Raw genomic sequence first — 15412 nt, 5'->3', positions numbered from 1 at the left:
CGATGACAATGACCGACACACAAATCCTCGCCGAGAAAAAAACAAGCGGCCCGATCGGGCGTTGGCTGACGATGCTGTGGGCGGACAAGCTCGCTTTCTTCGCGGCCCTGTTCCTTTTGATCGTTCTGCTCTGTGCGCTGTTTGGCCCGTTGCTGCTGGAGGCCATCGCCACCAAGCAGAACCTGCGGGGCCGAAATGCGCCGCCGTTCGATATCACCCGCGGATTGCTTTATGTCCTCGGCGCCGATGCGCTGGGCAGGCCGCTTCTTGCCCGTGTCATCGTGGCGGCGCAAAACACCATCCTGGTTGCCGCCGCAGCCGTGCTTGCCTCATCTGTCGTCGGTACGGCGCTCGGTCTGGTCGCAGGTTACAGCCGCTCTTCCGCGGCTCAATGGATCATGCGCCTCGGCGACGTCATCATGTCCTTTCCGTCACTGCTTCTGGCGGTGATCGTGCTCTACATGCTCGAGCCCTCGGTCACCAATATCGTCCTCGTCCTGGCGATCACCCGCATTCCCATCTATCTGCGCACCACGCGTGCCGAGGTGCTGGAAGTGCGCGAGCGGATGTTCGTGCAGGCGGCGAAGGTCATGGGAGCATCGTATTGGCGCATTGTCTTCCATCACATCCTGCCAGTGATCTTCCCCACGCTGGTGACTATCGCGACGCTGGATTTCGCCTTCGTCATGCTGGCGGAATCCTCCCTGTCATTCCTGGGGATCGGCATTCAGGCGCCGGAGATCACCTGGGGTCTCATGGTTGCGCAAGGACGACCCTATCTCACCAATGCCTGGTGGCTTTCCTTCTGGCCGGGTCTTGCAATCATCCTGACGACGCTGTCGCTGAACCTTCTGTCGAATTGGCTGCGCATCGCACTCGATCCGACGCAACGCTGGCGCCTTGAAATGAGGGGCAGGAAAAATGGCTGAACATCTTTTGGAAGTGCGTGACCTCTCGGTCGAGTTCCACACCGTCAGCGGGACCGTCAAGGCGGTGCAGGATGTCAGCTGGCATCTCGATCGCGGCGAGACGCTGGCGATCCTCGGGGAAAGCGGTTCGGGCAAGTCCGTGTCGGCCTCGGCGATCATGAACCTGATCGACATGCCACCCGGCAAGATCACCAGCGGCACCATTCTCCTCAACGGGCGCGACATGCTGGAAATGACGCCCGAGGAGCGGCGCTCGATCAACGGCGCCAAGATCGCCATGATCTTTCAGGACCCGCTCGCCCATCTCAACCCGGTCTATCCGGTCGGCTGGCAAATCACCGAAATGATGACGACGCATGGTCAGTCGGCGGAGCGTGCCGGTGCGAGGGCGCTCGAATTGATCGGGCGCGTCGGCATAACCGATCCGCAGGCGGCGATGCGAAAATATCCGTTCCAGTTCTCCGGCGGACAGCGGCAGCGCCTGATGATCGCCATGGCGATCGCCTGCAAGCCCGATATCCTGATCGCGGATGAACCCACCACCGCGCTTGATGTTACGGTACAGGCGCAGGTGCTCGAACTTCTGCAGGAATTGCAGCAGGAAACCGGCATGGGCCTGTTGCTGATCACCCACGATTTGGGCGTCGTTGCCGAGATCGCCGACCGGGTCGTGGTGATGAATTCCGGCTGCGTCGTCGAAACCGGCAATGCGGCCGAAGTCTATCGCAATCCTCAGAACGCTTATACGAAGAAGCTGATAGCCGCAGCACCCGGGAAGGGTGCGATGGTGCAAGAGCGTGACCGGCAGGGCGAACCGCTGCTGCGCGCCATCGGCTTGAAAAAGAGTTTTGGCGCATTCCAGGCGCTGAAGGGCGTGGACTTCGTCATCATGCCCGGCGAGACGGTTGCCGTTGTCGGTGAGAGCGGATCCGGTAAGTCAACTCTTGCCCGGGCGATCGTTCGCCTCGACGATCCGCAGGAGGGCCAGGTCCTCTACCGCGGCAACGATCTGCTTGCGATGACCCCTCGAGAAATATTCGGGCTGCGTCGCGATTTGCAGATGGTCTTCCAGGACCCGACCCAGTCACTGAACCCGCGGATGAGCGTGTTCCGGTTGATTTCGGAGGCCTGGGTCATTCACCCGGATATCCTGCCGAAAGCAAGATGGAAGGAGAAAGTGGCCGAGTTGCTGGTCAAGGTTGGCCTGAAACCGGATATGGCCGATCGGTATCCACACCAGTTTTCCGGCGGCCAGCGCCAGCGCATCGCGATTGCCCGGGCGCTGGCGATGGAGCCGAAACTGATCATCTGCGACGAGGCGGTTTCGGCGCTCGACGTGTCGATCCAGGCGCAGGTGATTGCCTTGCTTGAGGGCCTGCGTCGCGAATTCGGCCTGTCCTACCTCTTCATCGCACACGACCTGCCGGTGGTTCGTGATTTCGCCGATCGTGTCATCGTCATGAAGGCCGGCGAGATTGTCGAGGAGGGTCCGGTGGAACAGATCTTCAACGCGCCCTCCCACCCCTACACGCAGGCGCTTCTTGCCGCGAGCCTCGATCCCGATCCGGAGGTTCAGGCCAGCCGACGCGCCGCCCGCCACATACAGGAAGGACTCGTTTCCGCATGAAGCCCGATGTCATCGTCGCCTATCCGCTCCGGCCCCATCAGATGGCGATGCTGGAAGAGACCTACACGCTGCACCGGCTGGATCTTGTCAAAGGCGAAGAGCGGGATGCTCTCCTGCGGAAAGCCGGCCCGATCTCTTCCGCGCTGGTCTGCAACGGCCATGTGACAATCGACGAAGCCCTGCTTTCGAAATTGCCGGCATTAAAGCTCGCCGCCTGTTCCTCGGCTGGCTACGACCAGATGGATGTCGAGGCCATGACGCGGCGCGGCATCAAGCTCACCAACACATCCGAGGTGCTGTGCGACGACGTTGCCGACATGGCATTGCTTCTGATGCTGGCGGCACGCCGGCGCCTGCCGGAAGGCGATCGCTATGTGCGCTCCGGCGACTGGGGGCAAAAGGGCATGATGCCGCTGACGACATCGACCTCTGGCAAGAAGGCCGGAATCGTCGGTCTCGGTCGCATAGGAATGGCGATTGCCAAGCGATGCGAAGCTGTCGGGCTGATGGTCGGCTATTATGGGAGGACGAAGAAAGCCGGCAACGATTTTGCCTATTTCGACGCGCCGGTAAAACTGGCCGACTGGGCCGATATCCTGATCGTTGCAACCCCCGGCGGCCCCTCGACCGAAGGACTGATATCGGCGGACGTGCTGAATGCGCTCGGGCCGACTGGCAGCTTCATCAACATTGCCCGGGGCACCGTGGTCGATGAGCCGGCCTTGATCAAGGCCTTGCAGGAAAGGCGGATCGCGTCGGCCGGCATCGATGTCTACCTCAACGAACCTAATCCCGATCCGCGCTTTGCAGCGCTCGACAACGTTGTGCTCTATCCCCACCATGCCAGCGGTACCGAGGAAACGCGCGACAGGATGGCGCAATTGACGGTCGACAACCTTGCCGCCTTTTTCGCAGGCAGGCCGCTGCTGACGCCGGTCAATTGACGCCGGCAAAACCCGCGGCGCGGCAGATCACACGAAATAGTCCGGGAACTCCTTCCGCATGTCTTCCACTTTTGCGACGGTGCGGCTGAGATGCTCGCGGATCGCATCGACCGCGCCCTGTTCGTCGCGAGCGGCGATCGCATCGATGATGGCGTGGTGCCCATCGAGAATGCTCGCGATCTTGCCCTTTTCGGGCAGATGCAGACGACGAATGCGCTCGAGATGGCCGGACCGCTCACGTATCAATTGGTGGAGGCTGCTGCGCTTGGCGCCTGCGAACAACGTCTGGTGAAAGAGTTCGTCGAGCTCCTGGAAGATCGCGATCTGATCGGCGTCGTCAGCGACTGCCGACTGCATCTTGATGATCGACCGGGCGCGCGTGATGACGCTCGGATCTGGATCCGGATCGGTTGCGAGGCGGCGGCAAACCTCCGTTTCCAGCGCCACGCGAAGGAAATGTGCCTCGTAAATTTGCAGGACGTCGATCCTGGTCACCACAGTGCGGGATTGCGGGTAAATACGAACCAGACCCTCCTGTTTGAGAAGCTGCAATGCGTCCCTGATGGGAGTCTGGCTGACTTCATAAGTCTCCGTAAGCTCGGTGCGCGACAACGTGGTGTCCGGCGGTAGCTGAATGGTGATGATGCGCTTTCGCAGATCATCATAGACCCGCTGGACCGTGCTGCCGGCCACGACCGGAAAACCGGGTGCAGTCAGGCCGAATGTGGAGGCGAACTGGGAATTCATGGTGCGGCATCCTTTTGTCCATTCATAGCTTTGCACGACCTAATGCACAAGAACGCAAACTTTCCATTGATATATTTGTCAAACTAAAATATCAGTTGGTGCAAACGCTGAGATAAACAAGCGAAAAGGTGGGAGAGAGCCGTGACCGCAAGGAAAACCTACGAGCAATTGCGGTCGGCCCGATGGATGCTGCCGGATGATCAGCGCTCGTTCGGCCACCGGTCGCGGACCATGCAGATGGGTTACGCACCGGAGGACTGGCAGGGAAAGCCGATCATTGCCGTGATCAACACCTGGTCGGATGCTCAGCCGTGCCACATGCATTTCCGTGAACGCGCCGAATGGGTGAAGCGCGGAATTCTTCAGTCGGGTGGGTTCCCCATGGAACTGCCTGCTCTTTCCCTTTCCGAAAACTTCGTCAAGCCGACGACGATGCTCTATCGCAACATGCTGGCGATGGAGACCGAGGAGCTGCTGCGCAGCCATCCTGTCGATGGCGCCGTTCTGATGGGTGGCTGCGACAAGACGACACCGGGCCTTGTCATGGGCGCAGTCAGCATGGGCATTCCCTTCATTTATCTGCCCGCCGGCCCAATGCTTCGCGGCAACTATGCCGGCAAGACGCTGGGCTCCGGTACCGACGGCTTCAAATACTGGGATGAGCGGCGTGCCGGCACGATCACCCAGGAGGAGTGGCAGGGCATCGAAGGCGGAATCGCCCGCAGCTATGGCCATTGCATGACCATGGGCACGGCGTCGACGATGACGGCCATCGCAGAGGCTATGGGATTGACGCTGCCGGGCGCATCCTCGATCCCGGCAGCCGACGCCAACCACCAGCGCATGTCGGCGGCCTGTGGGCGCCGTATCGTCGATATGGTGTGGGAGGATCTGACGCCGGATCAGATCATCACTCCGGCGGCCGTCGACAATGCCGTCACGGTTGCTATGGCGACCGGCTGCTCCACCAATGCCATCATTCACCTGATCGCCATGGCGCGGCGCGCCGGCGTCCCGTTGGAGCTCGACGATCTCGATCGCATCGGTCGCACGACGCCGGTTCTCGCCAACATCCGGCCTTCTGGTTCGACCTACCTGATGGAGGATTTCTTTTATGCGGGTGGCCTGCGCGCCTTGATGAAGCAGCTTGGCGACAGGCTGGATCCAACCGCGATTACCGTGACGGGAAAACCCTTGGTGGATGGTCTCGACCAGGTGAAGATCTACAATGACGACGTTATCCGGCCATTGTCGAACCCGGTCTATCACGAAGGTTCGCTGGCCGTGCTCAAGGGGAACCTGTGTCCCGACGGCGCAGTTATCAAACCAGCGGCCTGCGACCCGAAATTCCATCGCCATTGCGGCCCGGCGCTGGTCGCCGACAGTTATGCGGAGATGAAGAAGATCATCGATGATCCCGACTATCCGCTGACGCCGGACACGGTTCTCGTTCTACGCAATGCCGGCCCGCAGGGTGGACCGGGCATGCCGGAATGGGGCATGATCCCGATGCCGAAGGCGCTGTTGAAGCTCGGCCTGCGCGACATGGTACGCATCTCGGACGCCCGCATGTCCGGAACCAGTTTTGGCGCCTGCGTGTTGCATGTCGCACCGGAATCTTATGTTGGCGGGCCTCTGGCACTGCTGAAAACGGGGGACATGGTCGAGCTCGATATTCCGGCACGCAGTCTGAATATGCTGGTTTCCGAAGAAGAAATGACAGCGCGGCGGGTCGCCTGGGTGGCGCCGACGCGGCATTACGAGCGCGGTTACGGCTTTATGTTCTCCAGCCATATCGAGCAGGCAGACAAAGGCTGCGACTTTGATTTCCTGACGACGGAATTCGGCGGCAAGACGCCGGAACCGGCTATCAACTGAGGCACCACGATGTTTGATCCCAATCGACGCACGATCCCCGCACAGCCGCCCAAGGCTGGCTTCGCTGCCGGTCCGTCCAAGCTGGACGCTATCCGATCGGTCACCCTGTCGCTCGTTTACCTGCCGTTGGCGCGGCCGATCAGCGATGCCAAGGTTTTGACGGGCCGGCAGAAGCCGCTGACCCAGGTGGCTTTTCTGTTTTGCGAGATCGTCTCCGAGGCTGGCCATAGTGGGCTTGGTTTCAGTTATTCGAAGCGGGCAGGCGGACCTGCCCTTTATGCACATGCCTGCGAGCTTGCCGACAACTTGATTGGCGAAGATCCCAACGATACCGCGCGCATCTGGGACAAGCTCTGCTGGGCCGGGGCCTCGGTCGGCCGCTCCGGCATTGCAACCCAGGCAATCGCCGCCATCGACATCTGCCTCTGGGACCTGAAGGCGAAACGCGCCGGCCTGCCGCTTGCAAAACTGCTTGGCGCCCATCGCGACAGTGTTGCCTGCTACAACACCTCCGGTGGCTTCCTGTCATCAAGCGTCGAGGAAATCCGCGATGCCATCGACCATTCGATCGCCGCCGGTATCGGCGGCATCAAGATCAAGGTCGGACAGCCGGACCCGATGATCGACCTTCGCCGGCTTGATGCCGTGACCAGCCATATCGATGGCCGTGTTCCGCTGATGGTCGATGCAAATCAGCAATGGGACCGCACGACGGCCTTGCGCTTCGGCCGGATGGTCGAGCCGCTCAATCTTGAATGGATCGAAGAGCCGCTCGATGCCTATGATGCCGAGGGCCATGCGGCACTGGCACGCGAACTCGCCACGCCGATCGCCACCGGCGAAATGCTGGCAAGCGCCGACGAGCACATGGCGCTGATCCGGGCCGATGCCGTCGACTTCATTCAGCCGGATGCGCCGCGGGTGGGCGGCATCACGCCCTTTTTGCGCATCTGCACGCACGCCGAGGCGAAACGTATGCGCCTGGCGCCGCATTTCGCCATGGAAATCCATCTGCACCTGGCTGCCGCCTATGCGCATGAGCCGTGGGTAGAGCATTTCGATTGGCTGGCGCCACTGTTTAACGAACAACTCGATATCAGGGACGGTCGGATGATCGTGCCGGCCCGTCCGGGGCTTGGTTGCAGCCTGACGGGCAAAACCCGTGACTGGACAGTGGAAACCCGCAGCTTCGGCGTCTGAACGAGAACGAGGAGAAGGAAATATGAACCCCGCAACCCGTGAAAAGCTGATGGGCGTCTCCGTCGCGACGCTCTGTTCGGCACTGTTCAAGCGCGGCTTGAGAAACCAGACGGTCCAGGATGTTCGGCCGGTGCAGCCGAAGGGCCGCAATATGGTGGGACCGGCCTTCACGCTGCGTTACATGCCGGCGCGCGAGGACCGCAACGCGATGAACGTCTTTCGGAACCCGAAACATCCGCAACGGCTTGCCATCGAGACTTGCCCGGAAGGCTCTGTTCTGGTGATGGACAGCCGCAAGGATCCGCGCGCAGCCTCTGCCGGCGACATACTGATTACCCGCCTGATGATGCGCGGCGGGGCCGGCGTCGTCACCGATGGCGGCTTCCGGGACGCCATGACGATCGGCGGCCTTGATATTCCCGCCTATCACAATCGTCCCTCCAGCCCGACGAACCTCACGCTCCACGAGGCAATCGACATCAATGTGCCGATAGGCTGTGGGGATGTTGCGGTCTTCCCGGGCGACATCATGGTTGGCGACGACGACAGCGTGATCGTCATCCCTGCCGAGATCGCCGACGAGATCGCCGATGAAGCGGTCGAGATGACCGCTTACGAGGATTTCGTCACCGAGCGCGTCAAGCAAGGCCACACGATCATTGGTCTCTACCCGGCCACCGACGAAAGCAATCTGACGCTCTTTGCCGGATGGCGGAAGGTGAATGGCCGCTAGAGCATGATGCCGAAAAGTGTGAGCGGTTTTCGGACGACATCATGCTCTAACTCTTTAATTTAGAACAGGATTCACGTTTTAGGCCGACTTGGCCTAAAATCATCCAGTTCTAAGGCGGCGCATCTTGAACAACACTTCACGCATCAGGACGGAGCGAGGCTCCGCCGAGGAGAATAACAATGAGCTGGACCCCTTCAGGCAGGCATTTCATCGCCGGCGAGTGGATCGCCGGAACGACGACATTTCGCTCCGAGCCGGCGCATGGGCAGGCACATGACTTTGCTGTTGGCACAACGGAACTGGTCGACCGCGCCTGCCGCGCTGCCGAAGCTGCTTTTGCAGCATTTTCGGCAACGACACGCGAGGAACGCGCCATCTTCCTTGAGGCAATCGCCGAGGAGATCGACAAGCGCGGCGAGGCCGTCACCCTCATCGGAACGCAGGAAACCGGGCTTCCAGAGGGCCGGCTCAACGGCGAACGCGCTCGCACCACCGGCCAACTCAGACTGTTTGCCGACCATATCCGCGGGGGCGCGCATCTTGACGCCCGCGTCGATGCGGCCCAAGATCGGCAACCGGCGCCGCGGCCCGAGATCCGTCTGGTACAGCGGCCGATCGGGCCGGTCGCCGTATTCGGCGCCTCGAATTTTCCGCTTGCATTCTCGACGGCCGGCGGTGATACGGCGGCCGCGCTTGCGGCGGGCTGCCCGGTCGTGGTGAAGGGACATTCAGCCCATCCCGGCACAGGTGAGATCATTGCCGAAGCGATTGCAGCTGCTATCGAGCGCACTGGAATGGCGGCCGGCGTCTTCAGCCTGATCCAGGGGGGCCGCCGTGATGTCGGAACGGCTCTGGTGACGCATCCGGCCATCAAAGCCGTTGGCTTTACCGGCTCGCTCGCCGGCGGTCGTGCGCTCTTCGACCTTTGCGCCCAGCGCCCTGAGCCGATCCCCTTTTTCGGGGAACTCGGCAGCGTTAATCCGATGTTCCTGCTACCGGCCGCTACCGCTGCCCGGGCGGAGGCAATCGGTTCCGGCTGGGCCGGTTCACTGACGCTTGGTGCCGGCCAGTTCTGCACCAACCCTGGTATCGCCGTCGTCGTCGACGGGCCGGAGGCGGACAAGTTCACCCGTGCTGCCAAGTCGGCTCTTGAAAAGGTGGCACCGCAGACGATGCTGACCAAAGGCATCGCCACCGCCTATCACGAAGGTGTCGACCGGATGCGGGCAAGCAATGCGGTCGCGCCGGTTCTCACCGCAGAGAATGCCGGCCGCGACGCAGCGCCGAACCTGTTCGAGACCAACGGCTCGGCCTGGCTTGCCGATCACTCGCTCAGCGAAGAGGTGTTCGGCCCTCTCGGCCTTGTCGTGCGCGTCGGCTCGCCTGAAGAGATGGTCGCCCTTGCCGAAAGCTTTCAGGGACAGCTGACCGCGACGATCCACATGGACGACGCCGATCTTGACCTTGCCCGCGACCTGCTGCCGATCCTTGAAAGAAAGGCGGGCAGATTGCTGGTCAATGGCTTCCCAACCGGCGTCGAGGTTGTCGATTCCATGGTGCATGGCGGACCCTATCCGGCCTCGACCAACTTCGGCGCGACCAGCGTCGGGACCATGTCGATCCGCAGGTTTTTGCGCCCCGTCGCCTATCAGAATTTCCCCGCCGACCTATTGCCGCAAGACCTGCGCAACTGAAACCGAGGAGTATAAAATTGATCGCCCCGACGGAACTTCGCGAGATTATTCGCAACGGCCTGCTGTCCTTTCCCGTCACCCCTTTCGATGCCGAGGACCGGTTTGCCCCCAGGCCGTTTTCAGCGCATCTGGAATGGTTGTCATCCTACCCCGTTGCCGGCCTGATCGTAGCCGGCGGCACCGGTGAGCTGTTCTCGCTGACGCCAGGCGAGGTGGTCGAAGTGGTAAAGGCCGCCCGCGCCGTGTCCGGCGATGCGCCTGTTATTGCCGGATGCGGCTACGGCACGCGCATTGCCTGCGACATGGCTCGCGAGATCGAGGCGGCAGGTGGCGACGGCATTCTTCTGCTGCCGCATTACCTTACCGAGGCGCCGGCAGATGGCATTGCCGCGCGTGTACGGGCCGTTTGCAAGGCCACCAATATGGGCGTTATCGTTTATAATCGTGGGCAGGCGCGGGTTTCGGCCGAGCAGCTCGCTCAGCTTGCCGACGAATGCCCAAATCTGATCGGCTTCAAGGACGGTACCGGCGACATCGATACGGTGCGCCGTGTCACGATCGCGCTCGGGGACCGGCTTTCCTATATTGGCGGCATGCCGACACATGAACTGTTTGCCCAGGCCTATCGCGGAGCCGGAATGCCGACCTATTCCTCGGCGGTCTTCAATTTCGTGCCTGAAACGGCACTGAAATTTCACAAGGCATTCCTTGCCGGTGACGACGCTGTTTGTGAACAGATGCTGCGCGATTTCTATTATCCCTTTGCCCGTATCCGCGATCGCAAGGCCGGTTATGCAGTTTCCGCCGTCAAGGCAGGTGTGCGTTTGCGCGGCTTCGAGGCCGGACCGGTACGGGCGCCGCTGACGGATCTTACCGATGAGGAAGTCGAGATGATGCGCGAACTGATTGCTTCGGCAAGGTAAAATTTCGCATCCCAGCCACGGTTGAAGGCTCCGCGCTTCGGAGCGTCAGGGTTGAAGGCTGTCGTCAACTAGTATATTAGTGCACTTGTGCTTTGCAGAACTATGAGGAGATAGATGCCGGGGCACCGGACACGGGACGCAGTTCACTGTGAGGAGCGCCAAAGGCGCATGGGAGGAGAACGATATGAAATTGCATTTGTTAGCTGCCTGCTTTTCAACAACGGTGCTCGCGCTGAGCGCCGGCTCGGCTCACGCTGAGGATGCCAAGAGCAAGGTCACTGTTGTGCTTGCCGAAACCGTCGATGTCGTCGAGCCCTGCATGGCAGCGCGCCAGGACGTCGGCCGGGTCATTTCTGAAAACGTCAACGAGATGCTGGTGGAATTCGACTACGTCAATGGCGGCCTCAAACCCCGCCTGGCGACGGAATGGTCGAAGATCGACGACGACACCTGGGAGTTCAAGCTGCGCCCGAATGTCAAATGGCACGATGGCAAGCCGTTCACCGCCAAAGATGTCCAGTTCACCATCGAGCGCAACAAGAACAAGAAGCTCAGCTGTGAGACCGGCGGCAAATATTTCGGCGGCACGGAGTTCAGCTTCGAAACGCCGGATGCCAACACCATCCGGATTACGACAAAGCCGGCGCAGCCGATTCTTCCGCTTCTGATGACGGTGATGGCTGTGGAATCGGCCGAGGCGACACCAGCCGACGAATTCACCCGCAAGCCGATTGGCACCGGACCCTATACCTTCGACAAATGGGATATCGGCCAGTCGATCGTGCTGAAGCGCAATCCGGAATATTGGGGCGAGAAGCCGCAGGTTGAACAGGCGACCTACCTGTTCCGCTCCGACAGCGCCGTTGCTGCGGCCATGGTCGATGCCGGCGAAGCCGATATCGTTCCGGCCGTATCCGTACAGGATGCCACCAACAAGGAAACCGATTTCGCCTATCCGAATTCCGAAACGACATCGCTGCGCATCGATACGCGCGCAGCACCCCTTAACGATCGGCGCATCCGCGAAGCGATGAACCTCGCCATCGATCGGCAGGCGATGCTCGGAACGCTGTTTCCCGAACAGGCGAAGATCGCGACGCAGCTCGTCGTACCCACAACGATCGGCTACAATGCCGATATTCCCGCCTGGCCCTATGATCCCGAAAAAGCAAAAGCACTGGTCGAAGCGGCGAAAGCTGATGGCGTCCCGATCGATCGTGAGATCCGCATCATCGGTCGCAACGGGCAATATCCAAACGCCACCGAAGCGATGGAAGCGATGATGGCAATGCTTCAGGAAGTCGGCTTGAACGTGAAGCTCGACATGTATGACGTTTCCGTGTGGAACGGTTACTTCGTTGCACCCTTTGTGGCCGATTCCGGTCCGACGCTGACCCAGTCGCAGCACGATAATGCGACCGGCGATCCCGTCTTCACCGCATTCGTGAAATACGCGACCGACGGCTCCCACTCCATGGTCCGGGATCCCGCTGTTGACGCGCTGATCGCCAAGGCGACGTCTGCCAACGGCGACGAACGCACAAAGCTCTGGAAGGAGCTGTTCGCCAAGGTGAACACCGAGATCATCGCGGACATCCCGATGTTTCACATGGTGGGGTTCACCCGCGTCTCGCCGCGTCTCGACTTCAAGCCGACGATCGCGACGAATTCCGAACTGCAGCTCTCGCAGATCCGCTTCAAGTAAGCCGGTTCGCAGAATTTAGGCACGGGTCGTCCGCAAATAGCGGCCCGTGCTTTCCATGACCTGACGGAGGGATAGCTATGCCCCTGATTGACCGCATTGCCCTAACCCAATTCGCCGAGCAGATATTGACCCGTGCGGGCATGGAGCCCGACAAGGCCGAAACGACTGCCGCCGTCCTGGTGGAAGGCGACATGATCGGCCACGAAACGCATGGTGTCAGCCTTCTGAACTGGTATGTCGAGGCGTTGGAAGACGGTTCGCTGGCGAAGTCCGGCAGCTATGAGGTGGTCAATGACCGCGGCGCGGCCTTTGTTTGGGACGGCAAATCCTTGCCTGGCGCATGGCTGCTGACCAAAGCGATCGACCAGGCCTGCGAACGCGTCGGCGACCATGGCGTCGTCACCGCCGCGATCCGCAACTGCCACCATACCTGCGCTCTTTCAGCCTTCATGCGGCAGGCGACCGAGCGGGGCCTCATCGTGCAGCTGTCGGTGTCGCATCCCGCTGCAAGCCGCGTTGCGCCCTTTGGCGGCACAAAGCCGCTCCTGACGCCCAACCCGATGGCTGCCGGTTTCCCGACATCTGCGGATCCGATCCTGATCGACGTCTCGGCCTCGATCACCACCACGACCATGACGCAAAACCTGGCCAAGGCCGGCAAGAAATTTCCGGAGGCCTGGGCCTTCACCGCCGCAGGCGAGCCGACCGATGATCCGCGCGAGGTGACCGAACGTGGTGGGACGATGATGCCTCTCGGCGGTCAGTTGAAGGGCCACAAGGGCTTTGGGCTCGGGCTGATCGTCGAATTGCTGGGGCAGGGGCTTTCCGGCAAGGGACGGGCGAACGCGCCGGCCGGTGTCTTTTCGCAAAGCGCCTTCCTTCAGGTCATTGACCCCGCCTTTTTCGCCGGGCTGGATGCCTTTACGGCGCAGTCTGATTTTCTCGCCTCTGCATGCCGCAGCAATCCTCCCGCGCCCTGGAACAATGGCCCCGTTCGCATGCCGGGTGACAGCGCAGCGCGAAGGCGCCGCGCGGCCTTGGAAGAGGGCGTGCCGGTCGGCGATGCACCTTGGCAGAAGCTTTGTAAACATGCCGAAATTCTCGGCTTGCCTATTCCCGCCGTTGCCGCATGCCCATGAAGCGTTGACAACCCTGGTCAGCTCAGGTCTACTGGTCCACTAACCGGACCAGTAGACCTGAGCGCGGGGGAGGGCAAAGGCAATGGATGTTCGAGCAATGCTCGAAGACGACGTTGCAGCGCTCGGTGGAGCGCCGAAGAAGTCGATGAAAGACTTCGTCGTCCAGAAGATTGCGACCTTCATTGCCACCGGCATCCTTAAAGTGGGCGATCCGCTGCCCAGCGAACGTGAACTCGCCTCCGCACTCTCGGTCAGCCGCGAGACCGTCCGTGGCGCGATCCTTATCCTTTCCACCCACGGCATTCTCTCGGTTGTGCACGGAACGCGCACGGTGGTGGCATCAGAAGACGTCGGCGAACTGGCTGTCCAGGCTGCGCGGTATCGCGACATCGCGGCCTACAGTCTCGACAATGTTCATGAGGCGCGGCTTCTTATCGAAGCACAGGTCGTCAGGGCTGCCACGCTCAAGATGGAGCCTTCAACCCTTGATTATCTCCACAAGTCGATCGCAGCACAGGAAGCCGCCTGTGACGATCCTGTTCGTTTTTTGATATGTGACCGGGAATTTCACACCGCTATCTACCGCTCCAGCGGCAACGCGGTGCTGGCTGATATGGCCGCCGACCTCTATTCCTATCTTCTGAGCCACCGAAGGCGCGTTGTATCGCAGCCTGGCAGTATCGCCACCAGCATCGCCGATCACCGGATGATCCTCTCCGGCTTGGAGACGCGGGATCCGGATGCCGCAGCCGCTGCCTTCGCGGTCCACGAAACCCGTATTTATACGACGACCAAGCTGCTCTTTTCGTAGCTCGCAGGGAGGCGAAACACGATGCATATTCTCATTATCGGGGCGGGAGGAATGATCGGCCGGAAGCTTGCTGCCACACTGGGGCGCAGCGGCTCGCTCGGCGGCCATGCGATCACGCGCATGACGCTCGTCGATGTCACGGCGCCGCCGGTACCCGCCAGCGTCTCCGGGTCGGTGGAAGCACTGGCTGCCGACATTTCCGAAAGCGGTGCGGCGGAAGCCCTCGCGGCTCGCCGGGCCGATGTGATCTTCCATCTCGCCGCCATCGTTTCCGGCGAAGCCGAGCGCAATTTCGACCTCGGCTATCGGGTCAATCTCGATGGCACGCGAGCGCTGTTGGAAGCGATCCGTCGGGAAGGAACCCGCCAAGCCTATGTTCCCCGGTTCGTTTTCTCCTCATCGATCGCGGTCTATGGCTCGCCGTTTCCCGATCCCATTCCCGACGATTACGTGCTCGCACCTCTCACCAGCTACGGAGTCCAGAAGGCGATATCCGAGCTTCTGCTTGCCGACTATTCGCGGCGCGGCTTCATTGACGGCGTCGGAATTCGGTTGCCGACCATCGTCATCCGGCCTGGCGCACCGAATGCTGCCGCATCGGGCTTCTTTTCTGGAATCCTTCGTGAACCGCTCGCGGGCCAGCGGGCTGTTCTTCCGGTCGAAGAGACCGTCAAACACTGGCTGGCGAGCCCGCGTTCTGCCGTCAAATTCCTGATCCATGCTGCGACCCTCGACACATCGGCGCTGGGTGTTCGGCGCACGCTCACCATGCCGGGCGTTGCCGCCACCGTTGCCGACCAGATTGCCGCCTTGAGCCGCGCTGCTGGTCCCCAGGCGGCGGACTTGATTGATCGTCGCCGCGACGAGGTCATTGAAAAGATCGTCGACGGATGGCCGAAGTCCTTTGCGCCGGAACGCGCGACGCAACTGGGTTTCGTCGCCGAAACCACCGTCGACGAGTTGATTGAGGTCTACCTCGACGAAGACGCTCCGGGTGCGTCCGGATGAGATCAAACTGGGCTAACGCCGTTGCATGGGAGGAAAATCCCGACCGGGCAGGCCCACAGATGCGGGATTGAAGC

General features: G+C 61.2%; 13 protein-coding genes. 12 read left to right on the top strand and 1 reads right to left on the bottom strand.

The features are described from left to right. Positions 1 to 2: 2 nt before the first annotated feature. The 3 genes from MOV76_RS00595 to MOV76_RS00585 are packed head-to-tail and all read left to right on the top strand — an operon-like array spanning position 3 to position 3500. Entirely contained in the window at positions 3 to 929 is a 927-nt protein-coding gene (locus MOV76_RS00595; RefSeq protein ID WP_018245650.1) for an ABC transporter permease, read from the top strand. Next, positions 922 to 2556: an ABC transporter ATP-binding protein gene (locus tag MOV76_RS00590; RefSeq protein ID WP_247263568.1), complete on the top strand. Its 1635-nt coding sequence runs from the start codon at positions 922 to 924 to the stop codon at positions 2554 to 2556. The genes MOV76_RS00595 and MOV76_RS00590 overlap by 8 nt, the downstream gene beginning before the upstream one ends. Further along, a complete protein-coding gene (locus tag MOV76_RS00585) occupies positions 2553 to 3500 on the top strand; it encodes a 2-hydroxyacid dehydrogenase (RefSeq protein WP_247263567.1) in 948 nt (315 codons plus the stop codon). The genes MOV76_RS00590 and MOV76_RS00585 overlap by 4 nt, the downstream gene beginning before the upstream one ends. 27 nt (positions 3501 to 3527) lie before the next feature. Here MOV76_RS00585 and MOV76_RS00580 read toward each other — a convergent pair whose 3' ends face one another. After that, complete coding sequence (locus MOV76_RS00580; RefSeq protein WP_018245653.1) at positions 3528 to 4247, bottom strand: GntR family transcriptional regulator; 720 nt, start codon at positions 4245 to 4247, stop codon at positions 3528 to 3530. A gap of 141 nt (positions 4248 to 4388) precedes the next feature. Here MOV76_RS00580 and araD point away from each other — a divergent pair, with 141 nt between their 5' ends. From araD to denD, 9 genes are all read left to right on the top strand, one after another. Then, positions 4389 to 6125, top strand: coding sequence for an L-arabinonate dehydratase (araD, locus tag MOV76_RS00575; RefSeq protein ID WP_018245654.1), 1737 nt, complete (start codon positions 4389 to 4391; stop codon positions 6123 to 6125). Between the two features lie 9 nt (positions 6126 to 6134). Continuing rightward, on the top strand, positions 6135 to 7325 hold the full coding sequence (locus MOV76_RS00570) for an L-talarate/galactarate dehydratase (protein ID WP_047619902.1): 1191 nt from the start codon (positions 6135 to 6137) through the stop codon (positions 7323 to 7325). A gap of 22 nt (positions 7326 to 7347) precedes the next feature. Then, positions 7348 to 8058, top strand: a complete 711-nt coding sequence (locus tag MOV76_RS00565; RefSeq protein WP_247263566.1) for a ribonuclease activity regulator RraA — start codon at positions 7348 to 7350, stop codon at positions 8056 to 8058. A gap of 179 nt (positions 8059 to 8237) precedes the next feature. Then, the gene (locus MOV76_RS00560; RefSeq protein WP_247263565.1) at positions 8238 to 9752 is read left to right on the top strand and encodes an aldehyde dehydrogenase (NADP(+)); all 1515 of its coding nucleotides are present in this window, start codon (positions 8238 to 8240) and stop codon (positions 9750 to 9752) included. Between the two features lie 17 nt (positions 9753 to 9769). Then, on the top strand, positions 9770 to 10675 hold the full coding sequence (locus tag MOV76_RS00555) for a 5-dehydro-4-deoxyglucarate dehydratase (protein ID WP_112906899.1): 906 nt from the start codon (positions 9770 to 9772) through the stop codon (positions 10673 to 10675). A gap of 184 nt (positions 10676 to 10859) precedes the next feature. Then, the gene (locus MOV76_RS00550; RefSeq protein WP_247263564.1) at positions 10860 to 12380 is read left to right on the top strand and encodes an ABC transporter substrate-binding protein; all 1521 of its coding nucleotides are present in this window, start codon (positions 10860 to 10862) and stop codon (positions 12378 to 12380) included. A gap of 77 nt (positions 12381 to 12457) precedes the next feature. After that, positions 12458 to 13519, top strand: a complete 1062-nt coding sequence (locus MOV76_RS00545; RefSeq protein WP_247263563.1) for an Ldh family oxidoreductase — start codon at positions 12458 to 12460, stop codon at positions 13517 to 13519. Between the two features lie 82 nt (positions 13520 to 13601). After that, positions 13602 to 14330: a FadR/GntR family transcriptional regulator gene (locus MOV76_RS00540; protein ID WP_026230424.1), complete on the top strand. Its 729-nt coding sequence runs from the start codon at positions 13602 to 13604 to the stop codon at positions 14328 to 14330. A gap of 21 nt (positions 14331 to 14351) precedes the next feature. Further along, entirely contained in the window at positions 14352 to 15338 is a 987-nt protein-coding gene (gene denD / locus MOV76_RS00535; RefSeq protein WP_018444781.1) for a D-erythronate dehydrogenase, read from the top strand. The last annotated feature ends 74 nt before the right edge of the window (positions 15339 to 15412 follow it).

The organism is Rhizobium sp. PRIMUS64, from assembly GCF_023006465.1.
In the GTDB taxonomy this organism is placed as follows: Bacteria; Pseudomonadota; Alphaproteobacteria; order Rhizobiales; family Rhizobiaceae; genus Rhizobium; species Rhizobium leguminosarum.
Note: the sequence above shows the minus strand (reverse complement) of the source record. Positions and strands in the feature narration are given on the sequence as shown.